The following is a 24,986-nucleotide window of genomic DNA, read 5'->3' on the forward strand; positions in this document are numbered from 1 at the left end:
CACTCGGCCCTGAGCGCCGCTCAGGGCGTGACGTAGGTCGCCCTGCCCTCGCCGCGCAGCACGGCCGCGAGCATGCCGGGCTCGGCGATCGAGAAGACGACGATGGTCAGGCCGGCATCGCGCGCCAGGGCGAAGGCCGCGGTGTCCATCACCTTGAGGTCGCGGGTGATCGCCTCGACATGGGTCAGCCGATCGAAGCGCACCGCATCCGGATCCTTCTTCGGATCGGCGGTGTAGACGCCGTCGACCTGCGTCGCCTTGAGCAGATGGCTGCAGTCGAGCTCGGCGGCGCGGAGCGCGGCGCCGGTGTCGGTGGTGAAATAGGGATTGCCAGTGCCGCCGCCGAGGATCACCACCTTGCCATTGCTGAGATGGTCGAGCGCCCGCTTGCGGGCATAGCTCTCGCAGAGCGAAGGCATCGGCACCGCCGACATGGCGCGGGCCGGAGCGCCGGCCGTCTCGATCGCATGTTCGAGCGCGAGCGCGTTCATCACCGTGCCGAGCATGCCGATCGAGTCGGCGCTGGTGCGGTCGAGCCCCTTGTTCAGCCCCTGGACGCCACGGAAGAAATTGCCGCCGCCGACGACGATGCCGATCTCGACACCCTCGCGCGCCGCAGCTGAGATATCCGCCGCAAGCGCCGTCAGCGTCGCGCCGTCGAGGCCGTTTCCGCTCGCTCCCGCCAGGGCTTCGCCCGAGAGCTTCACAAGCACGCGTTTGGGTCTCATCGGGGCTCTCCGTTTCGTGCCGCCACTCTCGGATTGGGAGCGATGTCAGCTTCTTGCAAAAAAGGCCGCGCGATGCGCGGCCTTTCTGGTCTCTATCAACCGGCTTTTCAGCCAGCGGTCCCGCCGGCCGCGGCGACCTCGGCCGCGAAGTCCTGCTCTTCCTTCTCGATGCCCTCGCCGAGCGCGAAGCGCGCGAAGCCGGTGATCTTGATCGGACCGCCGACCTTGCCCTCGGCCTCCTTCAGCACCTGCGAGACCGACTTGGAGCCGTCATGGATGTAGGTCTGCTCGAGCAGGCAGTACTCCTTGGCGTAGCTCTTCATGCCGCTCTCGACGATCTTGGCGAGGACATGCTCGGGCTTGCCGGCGTTCTTCTCGGCCAGGATGCCCTTCTCGCGCTCCAGCACGGCCGGATCGACCGAAGCCAGATCGAGCGCGACAGGGTTGCTGGCGGCGATGTGCATGGCGACCTGGCGGCCGATCGTGGCGAGTTCCTCGCCCTGGCCGGACGTTTCCAGGCCGACGATGACGCCGATCTTGCCGAGACCGTCGGTGACGGCACCATGGACATAGGAGCCGATGACGCCGGCCGAAACCGAGACCTGCGCGACACGGCGCAGCGTCATGTTCTCGCCGATCGTGGCGATGGCGTTGGCGATCGCGTCGGCAACCGTGCCGCCGCCCGGATAGTGATGGGCGGCCAGCGCCTCGACATCACCGCCCCGCTCGAGCGAGACATCGGCGATGGTGCGGGCCAGCGCCTGGAACTCGAGGTTGCGGGCGACGAAGTCGGTCTCGGAGTTGACCTCGACCACGACGCCGCTGTTGCCGCGCACGGCGACGGCGACGAGGCCCTCGGCGGCGACGCGGCCGGCCTTCTTGGCGGCCTTTGACAGGCCCTTGGCACGCAGCCAGTCAACGGCGGCTTCCATATTGCCGTCGGTGGCCGACAGAGCGGCCTTGCAGTCCATCATGCCCGCGCCGGTCTTGTCGCGGAGTTCCTTCACCATGCCGGCGGTGATCGCAGCCATTTGCGTCGTCCTTGCTCTCTTGGCGGCGCCGCCCGATGGCGTGCCGCAATCCTGGTCGTGGTACCGATCGGCAAACGCCGACGCTCCGTTTCCGGCCGTCGGCGCTGCTTCGGCTTTAGTCAGTATCGAAGTGCGACGCGCCGATGACGCGCCGCAATCCTGGAGAATCAGGCGTCGGCGAGATCGCGGGCCTGGGCAACCCAGCCCTGGCTCTCGATGCGGCCGGCCAGCTTCAGGTCATGATCGACCTTGCTGACATCCGCCGGGCTCATGGCAGCGAGCTGCCAGAAGTGGAAGATGCCGCCGTCATTGAGCTTCTGCACGATCTCCGGGCCCATGCCCGAGAGCTTCATGAAGTCGTCCGGGGCGCCGCGCGGGGCGGTCAGCAGCTCGAAAGCGGCGGCCGCGTCGGCGGCCGGCTCGGCCAGAGCGGTCTCGACGAGCGGGGCCTCGGCGGCGCCGAGGTCGATGCCGTGATCGCCCGAGGCGCGCGAGATGCCGTCGATGGCCGAACGGGCGATCAGGTCGCAATAGAGCTGGATGGCGCGGCCGGCGTCGTCATTGGCCGGGACCGGGAAGGTGATGCCGTCCGGATCCGAGTTCGAGTCGACGATGGCGGCGACCGGGATGCCGAGGCGCTGAGCCTCCTTGATCGCCAGCTGCTCCTTGTTGGTGTCGATCACGAAGATCATGTCGGGCGTGCCGCCCATGTCCTTGATGCCGCCGAGCGCCTTCTCGAGCTTGTCGCGCTCGCGCGCCAGCATCAGGCGCTCCTTCTTGGTCAGGCCGGTGCTGGCGCCGTTCAGCAGCTCGTCGACCTTGCGCAGGCGCTGGATCGAAGCCGAGATGGTCTTCCAGTTGGTCAGCATGCCGCCGAGCCAGCGGGAGTTGACATAGTACTGGGCCGAACGCTTGGCGGCGTCGGCGATGGCATCCTGCGCCTGGCGCTTGGTGCCGACGAAGAGGACGCGGCCGCCACGGGCGACGGTGTCGCTGACCGCCTGCAGGGCGCGCGACAGCATCGGCACCGACTGCGACAGGTCGAGAATGTGGATATTGTTACGGGTCCCGTAGATGTACGGCGACATCTTCGGGTTCCAGCGATGGGCCTGGTGGCCGAAGTGGGCGCCGGCCTCGAGGAGCTGGCGCATGGAGAAATCAGGCAGAGCCATCGTATTCTTGTCCTTCCGGTTGAGCCTCTGGGGAGCGAAATGAGCCGGGCATCGACTGGCCGGTCACCGGAACGCCTCGGTATCGAGGTGATGCTCCCCATGTGGAATGGCCTGCGCCTTACAGGGCGCGCGGCGAAAATGCAAGGCGGAACCCCGCGGCGAGACAGCATTGCCGGGCGGCCGATACGGGCCGCGCCGGCAGAGGCGAGCGATCAACGCCGCCGCGCATGCTCGATCAACACCTTGGAATAGCCGAGCATGCCCCTGAGAATACGTCACGATCTCGAGCAGACAGCGCCTCTGCCCTGATCGGCGTCATTTCGGCAGCGACGCGCCGGCCTGCTTCACGACATCGCCGATCTGCTTGCAGTAGCTCGCCGCCGAGCCGCCCTGCGCCTTCGCTATCGTCTCGATGTCCTGGGTGACGCCCATCATCGAGATCGTCCCCTTGCGGCCGGCTTCCTCGGCCGTATCGCCGGCGCTCTTGTCGGCGGGCACGGGAATCAGGCCGAGCATCTTGCGCTGGATCTCGACGACGTCGGCTCCGGCATGGCCCTTCTCCGCGCAATAGGCGAGAATGCCGAGCTGATTGCGCCCCGCCTGATAGGCGATGGCCATCTGATCGGCAGGAGCCTGAGCCATAGCGCCAGGGCCGAAGCCCAGGATGGAGACCGCAACGGCAGCGCAAAGAGACTTCAGGGAAAATGTCATGGGGATCTTCCGTTTCCGATCATGGCATCTGTCGATGCGGTGGCGCCCCCCGGCCGTGTCCGAGCTAGCGTTGCGTCAGGCCGAAGACAAGCGCATGACGATCATGAGCGAACACTGATTGACAGGATCGTCGCCGGCGGCGCCAGCAGAACGCGCTGGCCGCTTCCCGAGCGGGAGACGCGCCGTGAACCAACGATTCACGGGATGCTGCTAGGCGTTTCGCTACGACAGAATCGACTTGGCGGCTGCGTGGATCTCGACCTGAGGACAATCTATCTGGCAGGCGCGATCACCTGCACGCTGCTCGGGCTCGTGCAGTTGCTCGCGTTCGCCACGGGTCGATTCGAGCGCTGGCCGCTGTGGTGGGGGTTGAGCAACCTGCTGATCGGGATCGGTACGATCGGTGTCGCCCTGCGCGGCTCGATCCCGGACCTGATCTCGATACCGCTCGCCAATCTCGTGAGCTGGACCGGCTATCTGCTCACGCTCTACAGCGTCAGGTCCTTCGCCGGGCGTCCGGCCCGCCTGCCGATCTACCTCGCCGCCATCGCCATCGCTGGCATTCTGCTGCTGCTCTGGAACGAGCCCGAAGGCTTCACCAACCGCGTCATGCTGATGTCCGTGCTGGCGAGCGGCTGCGACATCGCCGTGGTCCGCGAGGGGCTCAACCTGTTGCGGCGCGAGCGTCTGGTCTCGGGCGCGATCCTGATCGGCCTGTTCGCGCCGACCGCCGCGACCTTCGCCTTCAACGCCTACCTCGCCGCCTCCGGCCAGATCGGCCCCGAGCTCTTCACGCCGAACGAGGCACAGCCCTGGCTGGCAGTCACCGGCACCGCCTTCCTGCTGCTGCGCGGTTGCGCCCTGCTGCTGCTCGCCACCGAGCGCCATCGCAACGCGCTCGTCTCGCTCGCTCAGCAGGATGCGCTGACGGGAGCGCTGAACCGCAACGGATTGGAGCGCTCGATCGAGGAACTGACGGCCGAAGCCGTGCGGCGCCCGCGCAGGCTCGCCGTCCTGCTCATCGATATCGATCATTTCAAGCGGCTCAACGACACCCATGGCCACGCTGCCGGCGACAAGATCCTGCTGATCTTCGCCGATGCGGCGCGCAGCGAACTGCGCGCGAGCGATATCCTGGCGCGGCAGGGCGGCGACGAGTTCGTCGTCGTGCTCCCGCATCTGACAGCGGCGGAGGCGATCGGCGTCGCCAACCGGATTCGCGCCGCCTTCGGGCGGGCCCTGGCGGCCTGGGGCGAGACCAGGGTGAAGCCGACGCTCAGCATCGGCGTCGCCGAGGGGAGCGTCGCCGACAATCGGCTGGAAGCGCTGCTGCAGCAGGCCGATGAAGCGCTCTATCGCTCGAAGCGCCTCGGCCGCGACCGGGCCGAGCTGCACCCGGCCGCCGCGCTCTACTGAAGCACAATGCTGGTCTAGCCGGCGAACTCCGCCATGCTCACGCGCCGGACGCCGAGCGCGTTCATTTCGGCCCAGGCCCGATCAAGCGAACCGTCGAGATCGATCGCCCGGCAGGCCTCCTCGACGACGAGCACCTCGAAGCCGCCGCGGACCGCATCCTGCGCCGTCCAGTTGACGCAGAAATCCGTGGCGAGCCCGGCTATGACGATGCGCCCGACACCGCGCTCGCGCAGATAACCGGCGAGCCCCGTCGGCGTGCGGCCATCGGCCTCGACGAAGCCGGAATAGCTGTCGACCCCGCGATGGAAGCCCTTGCGGATGACGGCCTGTGCCATGCTGAGTTCGATTGCCGGATGGAAATCGGCACCGGCCTGTCCCTGGACGCAATGGTCCGGCCAGAGCACCTGCGGGCCATAGGGCATCTCGACGATCTCGAAGGGCGCGCGCCCCGGGTGGCTTGAGGCAAAGGAGGCGTGACCGGCAGGGTGCCAGTCCTGCGTAAGCACGACCGTGGAGAAGTTTCTTCCGAGCGCATTGACGAGCGGAACGACCTCCTCGCCTCCGGGCACGGCGAGGCTGCCGCCGCTGCAGAAATCGTTCTGGAGATCGACGGCGATCAGTGCCGTCCCGGCGTCGATCATCGCGTGGCCGACCTGGTCATCCGGGTGATCCCCCTGCGGGCCGCGAACATGCGACCATAGACGTCACCGGCGAGATCGGGGCGGTAGCAGCGCTGCTCGAGCAGCGGGTCCCAGATATGCTCCACCGTATCGATCAGCTCGAAATCAGCGGCGAGCCGGGCCTCGAGCTGCAGCCGGTTCTTGCGGTTCTGATATTCCAGCAGGACGAGCGAGGTCTGCGAGAGGTCGATGTGGTCGAGCACGTCGCCCTCGCCGCCCTCGATGTCGATCTTGACGATATCGGCCGAGGGCAGGCTCGCCGGATCGACCACCGCGACCTCGTAGCGCTCGACCATGGCGCCGTCGACGAAGGTGTCGCCGGCATAGGACGCCAGCCCCGATTCCCCGTCGCCGGCGAAACGGCTGACGAAGCTTGCCGTCTTCTGGCCGCCGGGGAACAGCGCCGCATTGACCGCCCGGATGTCGCGGCGCCGATCGGTGTTGCGCTTGAGCAGCTCAAAGGTGCCGGGATGCGGCTCATAGGAGGTGACGACGCTGCCCGGCCAGCGCGCCGTCGCCCAGAGCGCGAAGGAGCCGACATTTGCGCCGATGTCGAGGATGTCGAGGCCGACGCCGTCGAACCCGGCCTCGTACTCACCCTCGAGCACGTCCTTGATCGCCCAATGCATGGCGTCCGGCACGGCAAGGCTCATCGGAATGCGCGCGACATACTGCTTCATCAGGTCCCCCCGGACGTCATCGTCTTCTGCAAACACTCTGAGGCAGCAACGGCTTACAGCGCAAGCTCAAGAAACCGCTTCCGGCCGTTCTCCATCTGAGTCCCGAGGAGCGTTTCATTGGATCGCGTCTCGAAGCATGGTCGAACTGGCTCCAGAGACTCCGGGAACATCCGTCGAGACGCAGCCTTCGGCTGCTCCTCAGGAAGAGGGGCCGGAAGGCCCTGCTTCGACATGCCTTCCGTCAGCGCAGCTCGACGTTCACCACGCCCGGCGCGGCGCGGACGGCGTTCGCGACCTGCTGGTTGATCGGGTAACGCCCGGGCAACTCGACCTCGACCTCCTGGGCGCCGTCGTCCAGGATCATCACCAGCGAGACCTTGCCCACGGCCCGGGCGCCGTCGCCGCGCGGCTTGATCCGCTCGGCGATCGAGGCGAGTGCCTTGTCGTCGCGCAGGAAGACGCAGAGATCCTGCTTTTGGCGCGAGGCCAGTTCGTCGAGGCGCTCGACATCCTCGATCCGCGGACGCACCTCCTCGCCGTCGAGCACGGCCGAGAGCCGCAGCACCAGCGCAGCGCCGGGCTCGAGCAACTCGCGATAGCGCTGCAGGCCTTCCGAGAACAGGATCGCCTCGAACTGGCCACTGGGATCGGAGAGCTGGACGATGCCCATCTTGTTGCCGGACTTTGTCCGGCGCTCCGATCGATCGATGACCGAGGCGGCGACCTTGGCGATCGAAGTGCCGCTGGCCCGGACGGTGCGGGCGAAATCGGCATAGCTCTGGACCCGCAGCCGCTTCAGCACATGCTCGTAATCGTCGAGCGGATGGCCGGAGAGGAAGAAGCCGACGGCGTCGTGCTCGCGCTGAAGGCGCTCGGCCGGAGCCCAGGGCTCGAAGGGCGGAATGCGGAAGGCTTCCGCCACCCCGCCGCCGCCGAAGAGTTCCGACTGGCCGCCCTCCGCCGCATCGCGGGTGCGGTTGGAGAGCGCCAGCATGCCGTCGACGGCCGCCATCGCCTTGGCGCGTTCCGGCTCGATCTCGTCGAGCGTGCCGGCGCAGATCAGCGCCTCGATCGTTCGGCGATTGACCAGCCGCGTATCGATCCTGCGGGCGAAATCGGCGAGGTCGCGGAACGGCCCCTCCTTGGAACGCGCCACGACGATCGATTCGACCGCGGCCCGCCCGACGCCCTTGATCGCGCCGAGCGCATAGCGGATCGCGCCGTCGGCGACGTCGAAATCGACGCCCGAGCGGTTGATCGAGGGCCGCTCGACCTTGATGCCGAGGCGCTCGGCATCGCGGCGGAATTCCGAGAGCTTGTCGGTGTTGCCGATATCGAGCGTCATCGACGCCGCGAGGAACTCGACCGGGAAATTGGCCTTGAGATAGGCGGTCTGGAAGGCGACGACGGCATAGGCCGCGGCATGGCTCTTGTTGAAGCCGTAGTCTGCGAATTTCGCCAGGAGATCGAAGATCTCGGAAGCGATGTCCTTCTTGATGCCGTTCTCGATGGCGCCCTTCACGAAGCGGTCGCGCTGGGCGTCCATCTCCGCCTTGATCTTCTTGCCCATGGCGCGGCGCAGCAGGTCGGCTTCGCCGAGCGAATAGCCCGAGAGCGCCTGCGCCACCTGCATCACCTGCTCCTGGTAGACGATGATGCCATGCGTCTCTGAGAGGTAGGGCTCCATGCCGGGATGGAGATAGGTCGGCTCCTCCAGCCCAAGCTTGCGGCGGCAATAGGTCGGGATGTTGTCCATCGGGCCGGGGCGGTAGAGCGCCACCAGCGCGATCAGATCCTCGATCCGGTCGGCCTTCATCTCGACCAGCGCCTTGCGCATGCCGACCGATTCCACCTGGAACACACCGACGGTCTCGCCGCGGGCCAGCATGGCGTAGGTGGTCGGGTCGTCGAAGGGCAACTGCGCGAGATCGACCTTGATGTCGCGCTGCGCGATCAGCTTCACCGCGATGGTCAGCGTCGTCAGCGTCTTCAGGCCGAGGAAGTCGAACTTCACCAGCCCGGCCTGCTCGACCCATTTCATGTTGAACTGGGTGACGCGCATGCCGGTGCGCGGATCGACCGAAAGCGCGACCAGCTGCTCCAGCGGCCGGTCGCCGATGACGACGCCGGCGGCGTGGGTCGAGGCGTGCCGGTGCAGGCCCTCGAGCTTCTGGGCGATCTCGAGCAGCCGCGCGACGACCGGCTCCTCGGCCGCCGCCTCCTGCAGCTTCGGCTCGCCGGCGATCGCTTCCGGCAGCGTGATCGGCTTTGCCGGGTTCTGCGGCACCAGCTTGGTCAGCTTGTCGACCTGGCCGTAGGGCATTTCCAGAACGCGGCCGACGTCGCGCAGCACGCCGCGCGCCTGCAAGGTGCCGAAGGTGATGATCTGGGCGACGCGCTCCTCGCCATAGCGGTGCTTGACGTACTCGATCACCTCTTCACGCCGGTACTGGCAGAAGTCGATGTCGAAGTCCGGCATCGAGACGCGATCCGGATTGAGGAAGCGCTCGAACAGCAGGCCGAAGCGCAGCGGGTCGACGTCGGTGATGGTCAGCGCATAGGCGACGAGAGAGCCGGCGCCCGAGCCGCGGCCGGGCCCGACCGGTATGTCGTGGTCCTTGGCCCATTTGATGAAGTCGGAAACGATGAGGAAGTAGCCCGGGAACTTCATCCGGGTGATGATCGAGAGCTCGAAGGTGAGCCGCTTGTCGTAATCCTCGACGGCGAAGCCCTGTGCCGGCCCATGCTTCTCCAGCCTTGCGGCGAGCCCTGCCCGCGCCTGGCTTTCCAGCTCCTCGGCCTCGTCGCGCCCCTCCTCGCCGAAGCGCGGCAGGATCGGCTTGCGGGTACCGACGCGCCAGGAGCAGCGCCGCGCGATCTCGACGGTCGAGGCCAGCGCCTCCGGCAGATCGGCGAAGCGACGCTTCATCTCGGCCCGCGTTGCGAAATAGTGCTCCGGCGTGACGCGGCGGCGCTCATTGTCGGACAGCAGCCGCCCGGCCGCGACCGCCAGCAAGGCGTCGTGCGCCTCGAAATCCGCCGGCTTTCCGAAATAGGGTTCGTTGGTCGCGACGATCGGCAGGTCGGCGTCATAGGCGAGCTTGAGCAACCCGGCCTCGACCGAAGGGCCGTCATCGCGCTCATGGCGTTGCAACTCGACATAGAGACGATCACCGAAGATCGTCTGCAGCCGCAGCAGCCGCGCCCCGGCCTGCGCCGGCTGTCCGGCCCGCAGGGCAAGGTCGAGGGGACCGCCAGCCCCGCCCGTCAGCGCAATCAGGTCCTCCCGGCTTTCGGCAAGCTGCTCGATGGTCACCACGGGCTGGCCGGTGCCGGCGGCGAGGCAGGCCTGGCTCACCAGTTTCATCAGGTTGCCGTAGCCCGCCTCGTTCATGGCGAGCAGGACGAGATGGCCGATCACCGGCTGGACGGGCTTGCGGCCGCCCGTCTCGTCGTCACCGAAATCGACGCCGAGCTGCACGCCGGCGATCGGCTGCACGCCGACGCCCGCCAGCTTCTCGGAAAATTCCAGCGCGCCGAACAGATTGTTGGTGTCGGTCAGCGCCATCGCCGGCTGACCGTCGCCGGCCGCGAGCTTGGCAAGCGCGCCGACCTGGATCGCGCCTTCAAGCAGGGAATAGCTCGAATGGACGTGGAGGTGGACGAATCCGACCTCGTCCTCAACCTGCGAATCGTTCTTCCGGTCGCTCATGATGCCCTCTCGGGCGGGTTATCGCGCAGCGCCGCGCCGGGGTCGAGACACTGCCGGGGCCGGGCCTGTGGACGCCCGGCGCATGCCGCGCAGCCGTGGCCGCGAGGCACGCCATCAACCTTCTCAGACGCCAGGAGCGGCGGCGAGCGCAGCCCAGACCCAGATCATTCCGACGAACAGCGCCAGGGCGAAAAACTCGGCGGCGCCGGCCATCAGCTTGCGAGCGATCAGCATGTCGATCTCCTTCGTTCGATCTATGTTCAGATTAGTTCCTATTTTGTTCTCGTCAATGCCGGTAGGTTAGTTCCATCTGCCTCGCATTCGACAGCGGTTAACAAAACCTTTCTTCAGCTTCGACTGACTTGCGCCGAAGACAGCTCCACGCCAAGCCGGCACGGGCTTCGCATCCATGACCGCGGAGCCGAGCCGGCCGGGACCCCCGCTTATGGATACGCATCAGAAGACCGGGGCGCGCGAAACCGGGAACGAGGCGGCCGCGACGACGAGCCCCCGGAAGAGCCAGGCCGATCAGGGACGCAACACGGCGCTCGGCATCGCGCTGATGGCGGGATCCATGCTGATCATCCCGAGCTCCGACGCGATCGCGAAATATCTCAGCAGCGCGCATTCGGCCGTCTTCCTGAGCTGGGCCCGCTATGTCGCGGCGCTCGGCTTCCTGCTTCCGATCGTGGCCATCGCGCAGTGGCGTTCGCCTGAGCCGCTGGTCGCGCGCGGGCAGTTCCTGCCCCAAATCGTCCGGACCGCCTTCCTCGTCGGCGCCATGACCTCGTACTTCATGGCGATCAAGCATGTGCCGCTCGCCGATGCGCTCGGCGCCTATTTCATCGCCCCGATCATCGCGACCCTGCTCGCGACCGTGATCCTGCGCGAGGGGCTCGACTGGCGCCGCTTCGCGGCGGTCGGGCTCGGCTTCGCCGGTGCGCTCCTGGTCGTGCGTCCCGGCGCCGAGACCAGCAGCGGCACGCTGATCGCTCTGCTCTCGGGAGGGCTGATGGCCTGCTATCTGGTGATGACGCGCGCCACGGCGAAGGCCTCCTCGCCGCTATCGACCCTGACGCTGCAGCTGATCCTCGGCATCGCCATGCTGACGCCTTTCGTCGCCTTCCAATGGAGCGTGCCGGACCGCGAGGGCTTCATGCTGATCCTGCTCATGGGCCTGGTTTCGGCGGCCAGCAATCTGATGACGATCAGCGCCTTCCGCTTCGCCCAGGTCTCGACGCTGTCGCCGCTGGTCTATCTCGAGCTGGTCGGCGCGACCATTCTGGGGCTTGCAGTGTTCGGCGACTTTCCGGCGCCGGCGACCTGGGCCGGGATCGCGGTGATCGTCGTCGCCGGCCTGATCGTCGTCGCGCCGCGCCGGAAAGCAAGGTCGTCCTGACCAGGCCAGAGGCTCCCGCGGTTCCGGACCGGAACCAGGCGCCCGGCCGGGCGGTCCTGCAATCTGCCATGCACGCGCGGCGCATGCGCCGGTCAAGTCGCCTCGACCCGGTCGGCGCCGTCCCGAGGCCCAGCCTCAGTCGAGCGGGACGACCAGCCCTTCGCGGATGGTGACGCGCCGGTCCATGCGATAGGCCAGATCGAGATTATGCGTCGCGATCAGCGCCGCGAGCCCGGAGGCCCGGGCCAGCGCCACCAGCGTACCGAACACGTGCAGCGAGGTGTGCGGGTCGAGATTGCCGGTCGGCTCGTCGGCCAGGAGCAGGCGCGGCGCGTTGGCGACGGCGCGGCCGATGGCGACGCGCTGCTGCTCGCCGCCCGACAATTCGCTCGGCAGATGGTCCAGCCGGTCCCCCAGCCCGAGGAAGGTCAGCAGCTCCGTCGCCCGCTCGGACGCCTCCTGCTTGCCGAGGCCGCGAATGCGCTGCGGCAGCACCACGTTCTCCAGCGCGGTGAATTCGGGCAGGAGGTGGTGGAACTGGTAGACGAATCCGATCTCGGTGCGCCGCAGCCGGGTCAGGTCCTTGTCGTCGAGCTGCGAGGTCGCAATGCCGCCGACGAAGACTTCGCCGGCATCGGGGCTCTCCAGCAGGCCGGCGACGTGGAGCAAGGTCGACTTGCCGGTCCCGCTCGGCGCCACGAGCGCCACCATCTCGCCGGGCCAGATCGCGAAATCGGCCTTGCGCAGGATCTCCAGCGGCCCATCGGTCTGCGGATAGAAGCGCTCGATCTGCGAGAGGAAGAGCGCGGGGGTTTCGGTTGCCATCTGCCTTCTGCTCCTCAGCCCATCCGCAAGGCTTTGACGGGGTCGAGCCGCGCCGCCTTCCAGGCCGGATAGAGCGTCGCCAGCAGCGACAGGACGAGCGTCATCACCACGACGACGGCGACTTCGCGCCAGTCGATCACCGAGGGGATGTCGCTGAGGAAGCGCACCGTCGGGTCCCAGGGATTGACGCCCAGCAGGCTGCTCAGCCCCTTGTTGATGGTCTGGATGTTCTTGGCGAAGACGACGCCCAGGATGAAGCCGGCTATGGTGCCGAAGACGCCGATCGCTGCTCCCGTGATCAGGAAAACCCGGAGCACCGTGCCGCGCGAGGCGCCCATGGTGCGCATGATCGCGATGTCCTCGGTCTTGTCCTTCACCAGCATGATCAGGCCGGAGACGATGTTGAGGGTCGCGACCAGCACGATCAGCGTCAGGATGATGAACATCACATTGCGCTCGACCTCGAGCGCGTTGAAGAAGGTTCGGTTGCGCTGGCGCCAGTCGGACAGGACGAGCGGGCGCGGCGCATCCGCCTCGATCGCATCGCGCACCGCCTGTGTCTGGTCGGGATTGTCGATGAAGATCTCGATGACGTTCACGTCACCGTCGCGGTTGAAATAGGCTTGGCTCTCGCCCAACGGCATGAAGACGAAGGAGGCGTCGAACTCCGACATGCCGATCTCGAAGATCGCCGTGATCGGATAGGCCTTGATCCGCGGCGCCGTGCCGAAGGGCGTCGAAGCCCCGCGCGGCGTGACGATGGTGATGGTGTCGCCGGCCTGCAGGCCGAGCGAGCCTGCGAGCCGCCGGCCGATGGCGACGCCGCCTGACGTGCCGAAACCGTCGAGCGTGCCCTGCTTGATGTTGTTGGCGACGAAGGGGATCGACTTGATGTCCTCCTCCGAGATGCCGCGCACCAGCACACCGCCATTGCCGACCTGCGAGGAGGCAAGCGCCTGCCCCTCAACCAGCGGGATCGCGAACTTGATGCCGGGCACCTTGCGCAGCCGCTGCGCCACCGCCTCGTAATCGTCGAGCGGACGGTCGATCGGGGTGGCGAAGATGTGGCCGTTGACGCCGACGATCTTCTCCAGCAGCTCCTTGCGGAAGCCGTTCATCACCGACATCACGATGATCAGCGTGGCAACGCCGAGCAGGATGCCGAGGAAGGAGAAGCCGGCGATGACCGAGACGAAGCCTTCGCGGCGGCGCGTGCGCAGATAGCGTCCGGCGAGCAACCATTCGAAGCCGGCAAAGGGCTTCGTGCCGGTGGGCGCCGCTGCAGCAGGAGGCGCCTCGCTGGCCATGCTCATCGCCGCGCCCCGCTCACACGCTCTTGCCGGGGAAGCGGGCCAGGGCCGCCTCCAGCGAAACCAGCTCGCGTTCGCCGCCTGCGCGCCGCTTCAGCTCGACCTTGCCTTCGGCGAGGGATTTCGGCCCGACGATCACCTGCCAGGGCATGCCGATCAGATCGGCAGTGGCAAACTTACCACCCGGCCGCTCGTCGCGGTCGTCATAGAGCATGTCGTAGCCCTTGGCGGCGAGGCCCTTGTAGAGCTGCTCGCAGGCGGCGTCGGTCGCGGCATCGCCGGTCTTCAGGTTGAGGATCGCGATGTCGAAGGGCGCGATCTCGTCGGGCCAGACGATGCCGGCCTCGTCATGGCCGGCCTCGATCAGCGCGGCAACGAGCCGGCTCGGGCCGATGCCGTAGGAGCCCATATGGACCGGCGTCTCGCGCCCGTCGGGGCCGGCGACCGTCGCGCCCATCGGCTCGGAGTATTTGGTGCCGAAATAGAAGATGTGGCCGACCTCGATGCCGCGGGCCGAAACCTGCTTGTCGGCCGCAATGGCGTCGAAGGCCGCCTTGTCGTGCATCTCCTCGGTGGCGGCGTAGAGGCTCGTCCACTTGTCGACCACGCCCTGCAGCCCGGCAACGCTGTCGAAATCGGTGTCAGCCGACGGCGTCTCGAAGCCGAGATAGTCCTGATGGCAGAAGACCTCGCTCTCGCCGGTCGAGGCGAGCACGATGAACTCGTGGCTGAGGTCGCCGCCGATCGGGCCGGTGTCGGCCCGCATCGGGATCGCCTTAAGGCCGAGCCGCGCGAAGGTGCGCAGATAGGCTGTGAACATCCGGTTGTAGGCATGGCGCGCGCCGGCCTGGTCGAGGTCGAAGGAATAGGCGTCCTTCATCAGGAACTCGCGGCCGCGCATCACGCCGAAGCGCGGGCGGACCTCGTCCCGGAACTTCCACTGGATGTGGTAGAGGTTGAGCGGCAGGTCCTTGTAGGACTTGACGTAGGACCGGAAGATCTCGGTGACCATCTCCTCATTGGTCGGGCCGTAGAGCATCTCGCGGTCGTGCCGGTCCTTGAGCCGCAGCATCTCCTTGCCATAGGCGTCGTAGCGTCCGCTCTCGCGCCAGAGATCGGCCGACTGGATCGTCGGCATCAGGATCTCGACGGCGCCGGCGCGGTTCTGCTCCTCGCGGACCACGGCGCTGATCTTGTTGAGGACGCGCAGGCCCAGCGGCAGCCAGGAGTAGATGCCGGCCGATTGCTGGCGGATCATGCCCGCGCGCAGCATCAGCCGATGCGAGACGATCTCGGCCTCCTTGGGCGTATCGCGCAGGATCGGCAGGAAATAGCGGGAGAGGCGCATCGCAGGGCTCTTCAGGAGGAGTTTGCGCCGGACGGCGCAGCGAGTCGGCAAGGCTTCAGAAACACCATCCCAGTCGCGAAATTGCAACCCGGCGAGTGCCTTAAACGCTGGACAGCGCCCTCACGCCTTGGTGGCGAAGGCAGCCTTCAGCGCGTGTTCGACCGGCGCCGGCACGAAGGCCGAGATATCGCCGCCCATCGCAGCGATCTGGCGCACCAGGGTGGCGGTGATATGGCGGGTCAGCGGCGTCGCCGGCAGAAACACGGTCTGCAGCTCCGGCGCCATCGCCGCATTCATGCCGACCATCTGCATCTCGTAGTCGAGATCGGTACCGTCGCGCAGGCCGCGGATGATGATGCTCGCCCCGGCCTTGCGGGCTGCGTCGACGGCCAGATCATCGAAGGTCACGACCTCGACGCTCGCGCCGGCCGCCTGCGCCAACGGCTCCGCGACGACACGCAGCAGCGCGGCACGTTGCTCGACGGAAAGCACCGGCTTCTTTCCGGGATGGACGCCGATCGCGAGCACGAGCCGGTCGCATAGCTTGGACGCCGCCGCGATGACGTCGGCATGGCCGTTGGTCACGGGATCGAAGGAGCCGGTGTAGAAGGCGGTACGCATGCGCCAGCGTTAGCCAAAGCGCTGAGCGACGACAAGCACTCAGGCGACGCGAAGTTCGGCGATCAGCCGGTCGACGCGGCCTTCGAGCGCCTGCGCCAGCCCAGTCAGCTCGTCCGCTGCGGCCAGCACGGCTTCGGCCGAGCCTGCCGTCTGGTGCGAGGCGAGCGCCACCTGCCCCGTCGCCTGGCCGATCTGGACGATCTCCTGCGTCGCGGCGACGACGTCGGCGGCAATGGCACGCGTCGCCTCGTGCTGGCGCAGCATGGTGTGCGCGGTGCGCCGCGTCGCCTCGCTCAGCTCCTGCACCATGGCCCGAATCCCGGCCATGCCTTCGACCGTGGCGACGGTCGCCCGGTTCATCGCGTCGATCTGGAGCGCGATGTCCTGAGTGGCACCGGCGGTCTGGGTCGCGAGCGACTTCACCTCGGCGGCGACGACAGCAAAGCCCCGTCCGGCCTCACCGGCACGCGCCGCCTCGATGGTCGCGTTGAGCGCGAGCAGATTGGTCTGGCCGGCAATGGCCGAGATCAGGCCGACAACCTCGGAGACACGAGCCGCGCCCGTGGCCAGCCCGTCGACGACCTGGCTGACCTCGTCGGCGTGCCTGTGCGCCTGCCCCGCCGTGAGATCGGAGTGGCGGACTTCGGCCGACAGGCTGTCGACGGCGCCGAGCAGATCCTGCGCCGCGCGCTCGATCGAGTGGACCCGGGCGATCGCGTTGCCGGTCGAGACATCGGCGTCGGCGGCGCCAGTCCTGGCCTCGCTGGCGCTCTCGCTGAGCTGGTCGGCGGTGGCGGCGAGCGCCCCTGCCGCCGTCGCGACGGACGCGCTGACGGTGCGGACCGATTGCTCGAGCTCGCCTGCAAGTTCGCCGAGAAGGCTGCGGCGATGCCGGTCGGCCTCGGCGCGGCGCGTCTCCTGCTGCGCCTCGCGCCATTGCGCCTCGCGCTGCAATGTCTCGCGGATCACGCCGATCGAGGCGGCGATGCCGCCGATCTCGTCGCGTCGTTGGGCGCCCGGTATCGGCTGGTCGGTGCGGCCGGCTGCGATGCCGGCAAGCGCGTCGGAGAGCCCGCCGATCGGCCGCGCCACCGACCAGCCGAGCAGGATCGCAAAGCCGAGCAGAGGCGCCAGGACGAGCAGGCCCGCAGTGACGATCGCCCCCTGGATCTTGCCGACGACGGCGAAGGCGGTGCGTTCTGGCTCGGTGAGCCAGAGCTGCCAGTGCCAGTCGCCGGCCGAGATCTTCTGGCCGCTGGCGACGAGGGGCGTGCCGTCAAGGCTCGACATCCGCAGCAACGCATCACCCGAAAGCGCGGCCAACCTGCGCTGGTCGAGCGTATCGCGCGGCGCCGATGCCTCGCGGCGAGCCGAGGGGCTGGAACGCATGATGCCGTCATCGCCGATGACGAAGACACCGATCTCACCGACCCCGGCAGCATTGGCGCGGAGCACATCGTCGATCAGCCCGGAATTGACGGCGATGACGATGGTCCCGCTCTGCTCGGTTTCCCCGGATTCAGTGTCGTAGAAGGGCGCCGCCAGAAAAGCGCGTGGTTCGCCGCCGAAGAGCTCGTAGGGCGCGAAATCGCGCAAAATCTGCGTGCCGGCGGGCTTGTGGCGGGCCTCCTCGACCACTCGGGCGAGCCCGGTATCGACGAGCTGCGGATCGCTGAGGAGGCGGCCGAATTCAGGGCCCTTGGTGACGCTGTAGACCACCCTGCCCTTCATCGAGACCAGGTAAATGTCGGCGTAGTTGAACTGCTTCAGAGCCGCCGCATAGGTCTCGTGGATCCGGACATGACGCCAGGAATAGCCGTGCTGGTGGCCCTGCCCGGTCAGCGCGATGCGCTCGGCCGCGGGTCGCATCCCGTCTCCCTGATAGTGAGCGAGGATGCTGTTGAGATCGTGCGAGCCGAGCTCCAGCCATTTGCCCAGCTCGTCCAGCGCCGAGACCGTATAGGCGCTGCGGGCCTGCACTGCGAGTTCGGACCGCAGCAGCACGAGTCGGCGTTCGATGGCGCGCGAATGGCTCTCGGCCAGCGCATGCAGCCGCGCTCGCGCCGCTTCATGGGCCCAGTTGGAGATGGCGAGATAGGCGGAGACGCCGACGGCTATCGCTGCAAGACAGGCGAGCGCGAGCATGGCGGCGGGAAGCCGCACCCTTAGGCTGAACACTGCTCTGTATCCCCGCTCGATCTTCAGTCGATTGCGGGCGATACAACCCTAAGCCGGTTAACTTTGCTTGAAGCTGCCGGCTTGGCCCATCTGAGCCCCCGCCTTGCCGCGGAGAGAGCCCGGGGACGGGGTCAGCGCCGCGAGCGCGGCGGCGCTGCCGACGACGACGGCCAGAAGAACGATGAAGACAGCCATGAGCGAAACGCGACGCCGACGCTGGACAAGAAAGCCGAGCTGCATGGATTGTTCTTTGCGAATCAGTGCGTTGCACGAAGCTTCGAGGTGCGGGAGCCGGCGGGCTCCAGCATGGCTGGAATATGTCGAATTCGTGTCTGCGCCCTCGCCGGCCATTTCGTGTTTGCATCGCGCCGACAAGTTTGCCTAAAGCCAGCCCATGCTCACCCTCAGCGATATCACCTACCGGCTCGGCGACAGGCTGCTGCTGGACAAGGCCGGCGCGGCGCTGCCGACAGGCGCGCGCGTCGGGCTGGTCGGCCGCAACGGCACCGGCAAGACGACCCTGTTCCGCATCATCACCGGCGACCTTTCGCCCGAAGGCGGCAGCGTCAGCCTGCCGCGGGGCATGCGCATCGGCGGGGTCGCGCAGGAGGCGCCAGGCGGACCGGAGACGCTGATCGAGGTCGTTCTGGCGGCCGATACCGAGCGCTCCGCGCTGATGAAGGAGTCCGAGACCGCGACGGACCCGCTGCGCATCGCCGAGATCGAGACCCGGCTCGCCGATATCGGCGCCCATTCCGCCCCGGCCCGCGCCGCGACGGTGCTCTATGGGCTCGGCTTCGACGAGGCCGCGCAGCAGCGCCCCTGCTCCGACTTCTCGGGTGGCTGGCGCATGCGCGTCGCGCTTGCCGCGGTGCTGTTCTCCGAGCCCGACCTGCTGCTGCTCGACGAGCCGACCAACTATCTCGACCTCGAAGGCACCCTCTGGCTCTACGACTATCTCGAGCGCTATCCGCATACCGTGCTGGTGGTCAGCCATGACCGCGAGTTGCTCGACACCTGCGTCGACCACATCCTGCATCTCGACCAGGGCAAGCTGACGATCTATCGCGGCGGCTACAGCGCCTTCGAGAAGCTCCGCGCCGAGAAGCAGGCCAATCTCGCCAGGCAGCGCGAGAAGCAGGACGCCGAGCGCAAGCATCTCCAGGCCTTCGTCGATCGCTTCAAGGCGAAGGCGACCAAGGCGCGGCAGGCGCAATCGCGCGTCAAGCGCCTGGAGAAGATGCAGGAGATCGCGGTCATCGAGGATCGCGACGTCCAGCCCTTCTCTTTCCCCGCACCCGAACGGCCGCTGTCGCCTCCTATGGTCGTGCTCGAAGGCGCAAGCGCCGGCTATGGCGACCGGACCATCCTGTCGCGGCTCAACCTGACCTTGTCGCCCGACGATCGCATCGCCCTGCTCGGCTCGAACGGCAACGGCAAGTCGACCTTCTGCAAGCTGATCGGCGGGCGGCTCGAGCCTAAGACCGGCCAGATGCGGCGCTCGTCCAAGCTCCAGTCGGCCTACTTCGCCCAGCACCAGCTCGACGAGCTCCGGATGGAGGACACGCCCGTCGGCCATATCCGCGAGCTGATGCCGGACCAGCCGGAGGCCCGGGTCCGCGCCCGGACGGCGCAGATCGGCTTTCCCGCAGCCAAGGCCGACACGCCGGTGAAAAATCTCTCCGGCGGCGAGAAGGCTCGCCTGATGCTCGGCATCGCCACCTTCGGCGGGCCGCATCTGATGATCCTCGACGAGCCGACCAACCATCTCGACATCGACAGCCGCACGGCGCTGGTCAGGGCGATCAACGACTATCCCGGCGCCGTGATCCTGGTCAGCCACGATCGCTTCCTGATCGAGGCCTGCGCCGACCAGCTCTGGCTGGTTGCGGACGGCACGGTGAAGAATTTCGACGGCGACATGGAGGATTACCGCAGCCTGGTGCTCGGCGGCGCCAAGGCGGCGCGGCGCGAGAAATCGGGCAAGCAGGAAGCGCCCGCCTCTGGGGGCAAGGCCGAGGATCGCAAGGGCAACGCCCAGAAGCGCGCGGCGCAGGGGCCGCTGCGCCAGAAGCTCAACCTCGCCGAGGCACGAATCGCCAAGCTCACCGGGCTGATCGAGAAGGTCGACGAGGTGCTCGGCAATGGCGCGGCCTTCGCGCGCGACCCAGAGAAGGCGCTGCTGCTTTCACGCCAGCGCGCCGAACTCGCCGAGGCTCTCGGCGCGGCCGAAGAGGAATGGCTCTCGCTGAGCGAAGAGCTGGAGAGCGCCTGAGGCATCGCCCGACGCCGGCGGTCTAGCGGGCCCCAGAGGCAGTTAGCCCTGCTGCTCTGGCTGCCCCGGCTTGACGATGCGGCTCAGGCGGTTGTCGGTGAACATGTAGATCTCGCGCCCGCCGGGCTCGGCATAGAGCACCTGGACTTCGCGCTGGCCCTTGCCGCTCTCACCGATGAGCACGTCGGTCGGCCGCTTGGCCTTCAGCCTGACCAGCTCGCATTCGGTGATTCCGGGCGCGATCTCCTTCGGCAGTGGTCGCGTCGCCGGATCGAGCGAGACATCGGCCGCGCATTCGCCTTCGGGCGTCAGCATCGCCTCCTGCGTCGAGACGCGGGCCGTGGCGCTGCTGCTGCGCGTGCCGCGCTCGTCGGAAACGAAGGAATACCCGCCCATGTCGACGGAACAGCCGGCGAGCGCAGTCGCCCGGGCCAGGGCAACAGGAATTTTCACGCTTTCTTCTCCCAGCGGCCGGTGTCGTCCTGCTGCCAATAGGTCGCAGCCAGGCCCCGCGCTCGCAACTTCTTCCAGTCCTCGCGGGCCGAAGCCAAAGCTTCCGGATCATCCCCGTCGAACATCAGGATGACGCGCTCATAGGTGTCCAATGCGTCGGGAATGCGGACACCATCGACGCAGAAACGGACCTGCGCCGCATTCGGGTTGTCCGAGTCGGTGGTGAGCACGATCGGGTTGCCGGCGGCGTCCGGCTCGCCGGCCGTACCGTGCGGCAGGAAGGAATCGTCCGCATAGGTCCAGAGCCGGTCGTCGAGCGAGGCGAGACGCTCGCGGCTGGAGCACTCGACGACCACCTTCCAGCCGCGCGCAAGCGAGCGCTCGAGCAAGGTCGGCAAGACCTGCTCAAGCGGACGGGACTGCAGATGGTAGAACCAGATCTCGGCCATGAAGCCGGCTTTTCCAGCAGCTTATGCGTGCGGGCTGATAATGCGAATCAAGCCTCGTAGTGATCCGCGACCAGCCGGTCGAGCAGGCGTACGCCCCAACCCGAGCCCCAGGAGCGGTTGATCTCGGTGCTGAGCGACCCCATGCCGGTTCCGGCGATGTCGAGATGGGCCCAGGGCGTGTCGTTGACATGGCGCTGCAGGAACTGCGCCGCGGTGATCGAGCCACCATGGCGCCCGGCCGAGTTCTTCATGTCGGCGAACTTGGAATCGATCATCTTGTCGTAGGCAGCGCCGAGCGGCATGCGCCAGACCGTCTCGCCGGTGGCCTTGCCGGCAGCGAAGAGCCGCTCGGCCAGCGCGTCATTGTTCGAGAACAGGCCGGCATTCTCCTGCGCCAGCGCGACCAGGATGGCGCCGGTCAGCGTCGCCAGATTGACCATGAAGGCCGGCTTGAAGCGCTCCTGCGTGTACCAGAGCACGTCGGCGAGCACGAGCCGGCCTTCGGCATCGGTATTGATGATCTCGATGGTCTGGCCGGAGAGCGAGGTCACGATGTCGCCGGGACGCTGGGCGTTGCCGTCCGGCATGTTCTCGACGAGACCGATGACGCCGACCGCGTTGACTTTGGCCTTCCGGGCCGCGAGCGCGTGCATCAGCCCGGTGACGCAGGCGGCGCCCGCCATGTCGCCCTTCATGTCCTCCATGCCGCCAGCCGGCTTGATCGAGATGCCGCCGGTGTCGAAGGTCACGCCTTTGCCGACGAAGGCGACCGGCTGCTCGCCCTTGCCAGCGCCGTTCCAGCGCATCACCACGACGCGGCTCTCACGCCGCGAGCCCTGGCCGACCCCGAGCAGCGCGCGCATGCCGATCTTCTTCAGCTGCTTCTCGTCGAGAATCTCGACCTCGACGCCGAGCTTCTCGAGCTTGGCCGCGCGGTCGGCGAACTCCTCGGGGTAGAGCACGTTCGGCGGCTCGTTCACGAGATCGCGAGCAAGCTCGACGCCACCGGCGATCGCCTCGCGCGCCTTCAGCGCCTTCTTGACGGCAGACGGGTCGGCGACGCGCAGGATCGCGGTCTTCGGCTCGCTCTGCTCAGCCTCGCGGCTCTTGGCCTTGTACTGGTTGAAGGCATAGGAACGCAGCTTCAGGCCGAGGCCGATCTCGGCGACCTCGGCGGCGGAGAGCTCGCTTTCCGGGAGGGCGGCGATGATGTCGGCGCTGCGACCATGGCCGAGCCGGCCGGCGATGGCGCCACCGAGCAAGGCGAAATCGAGCTTGTCGCGCTCGCCATCCGGCCCGGTTCCGATCAGGATCAGCCGCTCGTAGCTTGCCCCTTCGGGCGCCAGAACGGTGAGGCCCGAGAGAGATTTGCCCTTGAAGCGCTCGGCCGCGGCCGCACGGGCGATCAGGCCGCGACCGCCCTCGCCCAGCCATTCCTCGGCGGCCTGCGCCGGTACGAGCCTGTCCGAGACGAGGATGACGAGATCCTCCCCGGTGACGGCGTTCAGGGCTTTGACCTCAAGCTTCAGGCGCTGCGACATCGACGGCTCACATTGGCGGAGGGCGGACGGAAGGGGCGGGATCGACTGGCAATGGCGCGGGACGGCCACAAACGATTCCCGTTTGCGCCATGATCGAAGCTATACCATAGGAGCTTCGAGGCGAGCCGTCCAAGGGCAGCGCCTTCGCCCTTGTGCCGCCTGCCCAGGATCGAACCGCGTGCGTTTTGGACTGCTCGACCGCTACATCCTCAAGATTGCCGCGGTGGCGACGGTCATTCTGCTCGTCGGCCTGACCAGCGTCATCTGGGTGACGCAGGCCCTGCGCGAAGTCGACCTGATCACCGGCAAGGGCCAGACGGTGGTGATCTTCTTCACCGTGACCCTGCTCTCGCTGCCGGCGCTGATCGCCGGCATCGCGCCGGTCGCGCTGTTCATGGCGACCCTCTACACGCTCAACAAGCTCAACAGCGATTCCGAGCTGATCGTTATGAATGCGACCGGGGTCGCGCCGAAGCGCCTGACCCGGCCATTCCTGGTGCTGACGCTGGCGACGGCGGCGCTGGTTGGCTGGATGTCGGTCTCGGTGATGCCAGCCGGCTTCCGCGCCTTGCGCGACCTGATCACCATGATCCGGGCAGATTTCGTCGCCAACGTCGTCAAGGAAGGCCAGTTCGTCGCGCTCGATTCCGGCGTCACCTTCCACTACCGCGAGCGCTCGGGCCAGGCCCTGCTCGGCATCTTCATGCAGGACCGGCGCGACCCGAACCAGCCAGCCATCTACATCGCCGAGCGTGGCCAGACCGCGGAAGCCGACGGAAACAGCTTCCTGATGCTGGAAAAGGGCACGATCCAGCGCGAGAGCCGCGACCGGAATTCGAGCTCGATCATCTCGTTCGAGCGCTATGCGCTCAACCTCTCCGCCCTGTCGGGCGATTCCGACGGAGCCGGCGGCGGCGACGGCGACAAGGTGATCTATAAGCCGCGCGAGCGAACGACCTGGGCGCTGCTGACCCAGGACAAGAACGAGCCCTACTACAAGATCCAGGAAGGACGCTTCCGCGCCGAGCTGCACAACCGCCTCTCGGCGCCGCTCTATCCGATCGCCTTCATGCTGGTCGCCTTCGCCGTGCTCGGCGAGGCGCGCACCACCCGCCAGGGCCGCGCCGTCGCCATCCAGCTCGCGATCCTGCTGGTCGGCGCGATCAGGATCGGCGCCTACGCCGCCTGGACCGCGAGCGTGCGCTCCGGATTCGCGGTCGTGCTGCTCTATGTGCTGCCGCTCGTCACCATCGCGGTGTCGGCCAGCATGATCGCCTTCGGCGCGCGGGCGCGAGCGGTCCTCGACCGGCTGACAGACTCGCTGGCCGCACCTTTCCTCGCCATCTCGGCACGCTGGCGGCGAAGCTGATGCTGCTCTTCAAGACCTTTGGGCGCTATCTCACCCAGCGCTTCTTCCGCGCCATATTGAGCGTGTTCGGGACGTTCTTCTTCCTGATCCTGACGCTCGATTTCGTCGAACTGATGCGCCGCGCCGGCGACTCGCCGGTCGCGACCACGCCGAGCATCATCCAGCTCGCGCTCTATCGCGCGCCTTCGGTCGCCGAGCAGATCTTCCCCTTCGCCGTCCTTTTCGGCGGAATGTTCGCCCTGCTGAACCTGAGCCGGAAGCTCGAATTGGTGGTAGCCCGCTCGGTCGGAATCTCGGCCTGGCAATTCCTGCAGCCGGCCGCTCTGGTCGCAGGGCTGATCGGCCTGATCTCGATCGGCATCTACAACCCCGTCGCGGCCGAGCTGAAGCAGCGTGCCACCAAACTGGAAGCCTCGCTATTCGCCAGGACCGGGCAGGTAGCCAGCGGCAAGGAGATCTGGATTCGCCAGCGCAGCGTCGATGGCCAGGCGATCATCAGGGCCGCGGCAGCTCTGGAGGACGGCGTAGGCCTCGCCCAGGTCGCGTTCTTCAACTACGCCCCGGATGGCGGCTTCAGCGAGCGCATCGAGGCCCGCCAGGCGGTGCTGCATCACGGCTACTGGGAGCTTTCGGATGCCCGGGTGACCTCGGTCATGGAAGAGCCACAGAGCTACACGACATACCTCGTCGCGACCAATCTGGAGCCCGAGCAGGTGCGGCAAAGTTTCACTCCACCGGACTCGGTAGGCTTTTGGTCGATGCCGACCGTGATCGAACGGACCCGCAAGGCCGGACTCGACACGACGCGCTATGAATTGCGCTACGAATCCCTGAAAGCCCGCCCGCTGCTGCTCATCGCGATGATTCTGGTGGCCGCATCCGTTTCCTTAAGATTTTTCCGGTTTGGTGGTGTTACCAAGCTGGTGGTAGGTGGCGTGGCGGCCGGGTTCATGCTCTATGTGGCTACGCAACTATCTGAGGAGTTGGGCTCATCGGGGATCATCAACGCCCCGGTGGCCGCGTGGCTGCCCGCGATCGTGGGTAGCCTTCTCGGCGCTCTTGCCCTGCTTCATCAGGAAGACGGCTGA

The 24,986-nt window shown here is 67.2% G+C and carries 21 protein-coding genes; 5 read left to right on the top strand and 16 right to left on the bottom strand.

The features are described 5' to 3' along the window. Positions 1 to 20 precede the first annotated feature (20 nt). The 4 genes from pyrH to RKE40_RS05310 form a co-directional block, all read right to left on the bottom strand. Positions 21 to 728, bottom strand: a complete 708-nt coding sequence (gene pyrH / locus RKE40_RS05295) for a UMP kinase (RefSeq protein ID WP_316017194.1) — start codon at positions 726 to 728, stop codon at positions 21 to 23. A 107-nt stretch (positions 729 to 835) separates the two neighbouring features. Beyond that, on the bottom strand, positions 836 to 1,759 hold the full coding sequence (gene tsf, locus RKE40_RS05300) for a translation elongation factor Ts (RefSeq protein WP_316017195.1): 924 nt from the start codon (positions 1,757 to 1,759) through the stop codon (positions 836 to 838). A gap of 167 nt (positions 1,760 to 1,926) precedes the next feature. Then, positions 1,927 to 2,931, bottom strand: a complete 1,005-nt coding sequence (locus RKE40_RS05305) for a 30S ribosomal protein S2 (protein WP_316017196.1) — start codon at positions 2,929 to 2,931, stop codon at positions 1,927 to 1,929. A 315-nt stretch (positions 2,932 to 3,246) separates the two neighbouring features. Further along, complete coding sequence (locus RKE40_RS05310) at positions 3,247 to 3,573, bottom strand: pore-forming ESAT-6 family protein (RefSeq protein WP_316017281.1); 327 nt, start codon at positions 3,571 to 3,573, stop codon at positions 3,247 to 3,249. Positions 3,574 to 3,891: 318 nt separating this feature from the next. Between RKE40_RS05310 and RKE40_RS05315 the strand changes: the two genes are divergently transcribed. Beyond that, complete coding sequence (locus tag RKE40_RS05315; RefSeq protein WP_316017197.1) at positions 3,892 to 5,058, top strand: GGDEF domain-containing protein; 1,167 nt, start codon at positions 3,892 to 3,894, stop codon at positions 5,056 to 5,058. A 14-nt stretch (positions 5,059 to 5,072) separates the two neighbouring features. Here the strand turns inward: RKE40_RS05315 and pncA are convergent, their stop codons facing one another. The 3 genes from pncA to dnaE all read right to left on the bottom strand — a co-directional run bounded on the left by pncA (position 5,073) and on the right by dnaE (position 10,130). Then, the gene (gene pncA / locus RKE40_RS05320; RefSeq protein WP_316017198.1) at positions 5,073 to 5,699 is read right to left on the bottom strand and encodes a bifunctional nicotinamidase/pyrazinamidase; all 627 of its coding nucleotides are present in this window, start codon (positions 5,697 to 5,699) and stop codon (positions 5,073 to 5,075) included. Then, positions 5,696 to 6,418: an FkbM family methyltransferase gene (locus RKE40_RS05325; protein WP_316017199.1), complete on the bottom strand. Its 723-nt coding sequence runs from the start codon at positions 6,416 to 6,418 to the stop codon at positions 5,696 to 5,698. The genes pncA and RKE40_RS05325 overlap by 4 nt, the downstream gene beginning before the upstream one ends. Positions 6,419 to 6,659: 241 nt before the next feature. Further along, complete coding sequence (dnaE, locus tag RKE40_RS05330; protein WP_316017200.1) at positions 6,660 to 10,130, bottom strand: DNA polymerase III subunit alpha; 3,471 nt, start codon at positions 10,128 to 10,130, stop codon at positions 6,660 to 6,662. A gap of 445 nt (positions 10,131 to 10,575) precedes the next feature. On the opposite strand from dnaE, the gene RKE40_RS05335 reads away from it, so the two are divergent. Beyond that, positions 10,576 to 11,529 (top strand): DMT family transporter, encoded by a 954-nt coding sequence (locus tag RKE40_RS05335; protein ID WP_316017201.1) that lies wholly within the window; start codon positions 10,576 to 10,578, stop codon positions 11,527 to 11,529. 135 nt (positions 11,530 to 11,664) lie between these two features. Here the strand turns inward: RKE40_RS05335 and RKE40_RS05340 are convergent, their stop codons facing one another. The 6 genes from RKE40_RS05340 to RKE40_RS05365 all read right to left on the bottom strand — a co-directional run bounded on the left by RKE40_RS05340 (position 11,665) and on the right by RKE40_RS05365 (position 18,051). Continuing rightward, a complete protein-coding gene (locus RKE40_RS05340; protein WP_316017202.1) occupies positions 11,665 to 12,354 on the bottom strand; it encodes an ABC transporter ATP-binding protein in 690 nt (229 codons plus the stop codon). A 14-nt stretch (positions 12,355 to 12,368) separates the two neighbouring features. Then, positions 12,369 to 13,667, bottom strand: a complete 1,299-nt coding sequence (locus RKE40_RS05345; RefSeq protein ID WP_316017203.1) for a lipoprotein-releasing ABC transporter permease subunit — start codon at positions 13,665 to 13,667, stop codon at positions 12,369 to 12,371. Between the two features lie 13 nt (positions 13,668 to 13,680). Further along, positions 13,681 to 15,012: a proline--tRNA ligase gene (gene proS, locus RKE40_RS05350; RefSeq protein WP_316017204.1), complete on the bottom strand. Its 1,332-nt coding sequence runs from the start codon at positions 15,010 to 15,012 to the stop codon at positions 13,681 to 13,683. A gap of 120 nt (positions 15,013 to 15,132) precedes the next feature. Next, the gene (coaD, locus tag RKE40_RS05355; protein WP_316017205.1) at positions 15,133 to 15,633 is read right to left on the bottom strand and encodes a pantetheine-phosphate adenylyltransferase; all 501 of its coding nucleotides are present in this window, start codon (positions 15,631 to 15,633) and stop codon (positions 15,133 to 15,135) included. Between the two features lie 39 nt (positions 15,634 to 15,672). After that, the gene (locus RKE40_RS05360) at positions 15,673 to 17,811 is read right to left on the bottom strand and encodes a methyl-accepting chemotaxis protein (RefSeq protein WP_316017206.1); all 2,139 of its coding nucleotides are present in this window, start codon (positions 17,809 to 17,811) and stop codon (positions 15,673 to 15,675) included. A 57-nt stretch (positions 17,812 to 17,868) separates the two neighbouring features. Next, a complete protein-coding gene (locus RKE40_RS05365) occupies positions 17,869 to 18,051 on the bottom strand; it encodes a hypothetical protein (RefSeq protein WP_316017207.1) in 183 nt (60 codons plus the stop codon). A 154-nt stretch (positions 18,052 to 18,205) separates the two neighbouring features. Between RKE40_RS05365 and RKE40_RS05370 the strand changes: the two genes are divergently transcribed. After that, the gene (locus RKE40_RS05370; RefSeq protein ID WP_316017208.1) at positions 18,206 to 20,086 is read left to right on the top strand and encodes an ABC-F family ATP-binding cassette domain-containing protein; all 1,881 of its coding nucleotides are present in this window, start codon (positions 18,206 to 18,208) and stop codon (positions 20,084 to 20,086) included. Between the two features lie 42 nt (positions 20,087 to 20,128). Here RKE40_RS05370 and RKE40_RS05375 read toward each other — a convergent pair whose 3' ends face one another. From RKE40_RS05375 to RKE40_RS05385, 3 genes are read right to left on the bottom strand one after another with little or no spacing between them, the layout of a single operon-like run. After that, the gene (locus tag RKE40_RS05375; RefSeq protein ID WP_316017209.1) at positions 20,129 to 20,539 is read right to left on the bottom strand and encodes a hypothetical protein; all 411 of its coding nucleotides are present in this window, start codon (positions 20,537 to 20,539) and stop codon (positions 20,129 to 20,131) included. After that, positions 20,536 to 20,988, bottom strand: coding sequence for a DNA polymerase III subunit chi (locus RKE40_RS05380; protein ID WP_316017210.1), 453 nt, complete (start codon positions 20,986 to 20,988; stop codon positions 20,536 to 20,538). The genes RKE40_RS05375 and RKE40_RS05380 overlap by 4 nt, the downstream gene beginning before the upstream one ends. 47 nt (positions 20,989 to 21,035) lie before the next feature. Then, positions 21,036 to 22,529: a leucyl aminopeptidase gene (locus RKE40_RS05385; RefSeq protein WP_316017211.1), complete on the bottom strand. Its 1,494-nt coding sequence runs from the start codon at positions 22,527 to 22,529 to the stop codon at positions 21,036 to 21,038. A 178-nt stretch (positions 22,530 to 22,707) separates the two neighbouring features. On the opposite strand from RKE40_RS05385, the gene lptF reads away from it, so the two are divergent. Together lptF and lptG are read left to right on the top strand one after the other, a co-directional pair. Beyond that, on the top strand, positions 22,708 to 23,898 hold the full coding sequence (lptF, locus tag RKE40_RS05390; RefSeq protein ID WP_316017212.1) for an LPS export ABC transporter permease LptF: 1,191 nt from the start codon (positions 22,708 to 22,710) through the stop codon (positions 23,896 to 23,898). Beyond that, on the top strand, positions 23,898 to 24,986 hold the full coding sequence (lptG, locus tag RKE40_RS05395) for an LPS export ABC transporter permease LptG (RefSeq protein ID WP_316017213.1): 1,089 nt from the start codon (positions 23,898 to 23,900) through the stop codon (positions 24,984 to 24,986). Before lptF ends, lptG begins: the two co-directional genes overlap by 1 nt.

The sequence above is a fragment of the Allobosea rubneri genome (genome assembly GCF_032464875.1).
In the GTDB taxonomy this organism is placed as follows: domain Bacteria; phylum Pseudomonadota; class Alphaproteobacteria; order Rhizobiales; family Beijerinckiaceae; genus Allobosea; species Allobosea rubneri.

Coding starts and splice junctions, on each gene's coding strand:
- pyrH (WP_316017194.1), bottom strand. CDS start 728: ATGAGACCCAAACGCGTGCTTGTGAAGCTCTCGGGCGAAGCCCTGGCG.
- tsf (WP_316017195.1), bottom strand. CDS start 1,759: ATGGCTGCGATCACCGCCGGCATGGTGAAGGAACTCCGCGACAAGACC.
- RKE40_RS05305 (WP_316017196.1), bottom strand. CDS start 2,931: ATGGCTCTGCCTGATTTCTCCATGCGCCAGCTCCTCGAGGCCGGCGCC.
- RKE40_RS05310 (WP_316017281.1), bottom strand. CDS start 3,573: ATGGCTCAGGCTCCTGCCGATCAGATGGCCATCGCCTATCAGGCGGGG.
- pncA (WP_316017198.1), bottom strand. CDS start 5,699: ATGATCGACGCCGGGACGGCACTGATCGCCGTCGATCTCCAGAACGAT.
- RKE40_RS05325 (WP_316017199.1), bottom strand. CDS start 6,418: ATGAAGCAGTATGTCGCGCGCATTCCGATGAGCCTTGCCGTGCCGGAC.
- dnaE (WP_316017200.1), bottom strand. CDS start 10,130: ATGAGCGACCGGAAGAACGATTCGCAGGTTGAGGACGAGGTCGGATTC.
- RKE40_RS05335 (WP_316017201.1), top strand. CDS start 10,576: ATGGATACGCATCAGAAGACCGGGGCGCGCGAAACCGGGAACGAGGCG.
- RKE40_RS05340 (WP_316017202.1), bottom strand. CDS start 12,354: ATGGCAACCGAAACCCCCGCGCTCTTCCTCTCGCAGATCGAGCGCTTC.
- RKE40_RS05345 (WP_316017203.1), bottom strand. CDS start 13,667: ATGAGCATGGCCAGCGAGGCGCCTCCTGCTGCAGCGGCGCCCACCGGC.
- proS (WP_316017204.1), bottom strand. CDS start 15,012: ATGCGCCTCTCCCGCTATTTCCTGCCGATCCTGCGCGATACGCCCAAG.
- coaD (WP_316017205.1), bottom strand. CDS start 15,633: ATGCGTACCGCCTTCTACACCGGCTCCTTCGATCCCGTGACCAACGGC.
- RKE40_RS05365 (WP_316017207.1), bottom strand. CDS start 18,051: ATGCAGCTCGGCTTTCTTGTCCAGCGTCGGCGTCGCGTTTCGCTCATG.
- RKE40_RS05370 (WP_316017208.1), top strand. CDS start 18,206: ATGCTCACCCTCAGCGATATCACCTACCGGCTCGGCGACAGGCTGCTG.
- RKE40_RS05380 (WP_316017210.1), bottom strand. CDS start 20,988: ATGGCCGAGATCTGGTTCTACCATCTGCAGTCCCGTCCGCTTGAGCAG.
- RKE40_RS05385 (WP_316017211.1), bottom strand. CDS start 22,529: ATGTCGCAGCGCCTGAAGCTTGAGGTCAAAGCCCTGAACGCCGTCACC.
- lptG (WP_316017213.1), top strand. CDS start 23,898: ATGCTGCTCTTCAAGACCTTTGGGCGCTATCTCACCCAGCGCTTCTTC.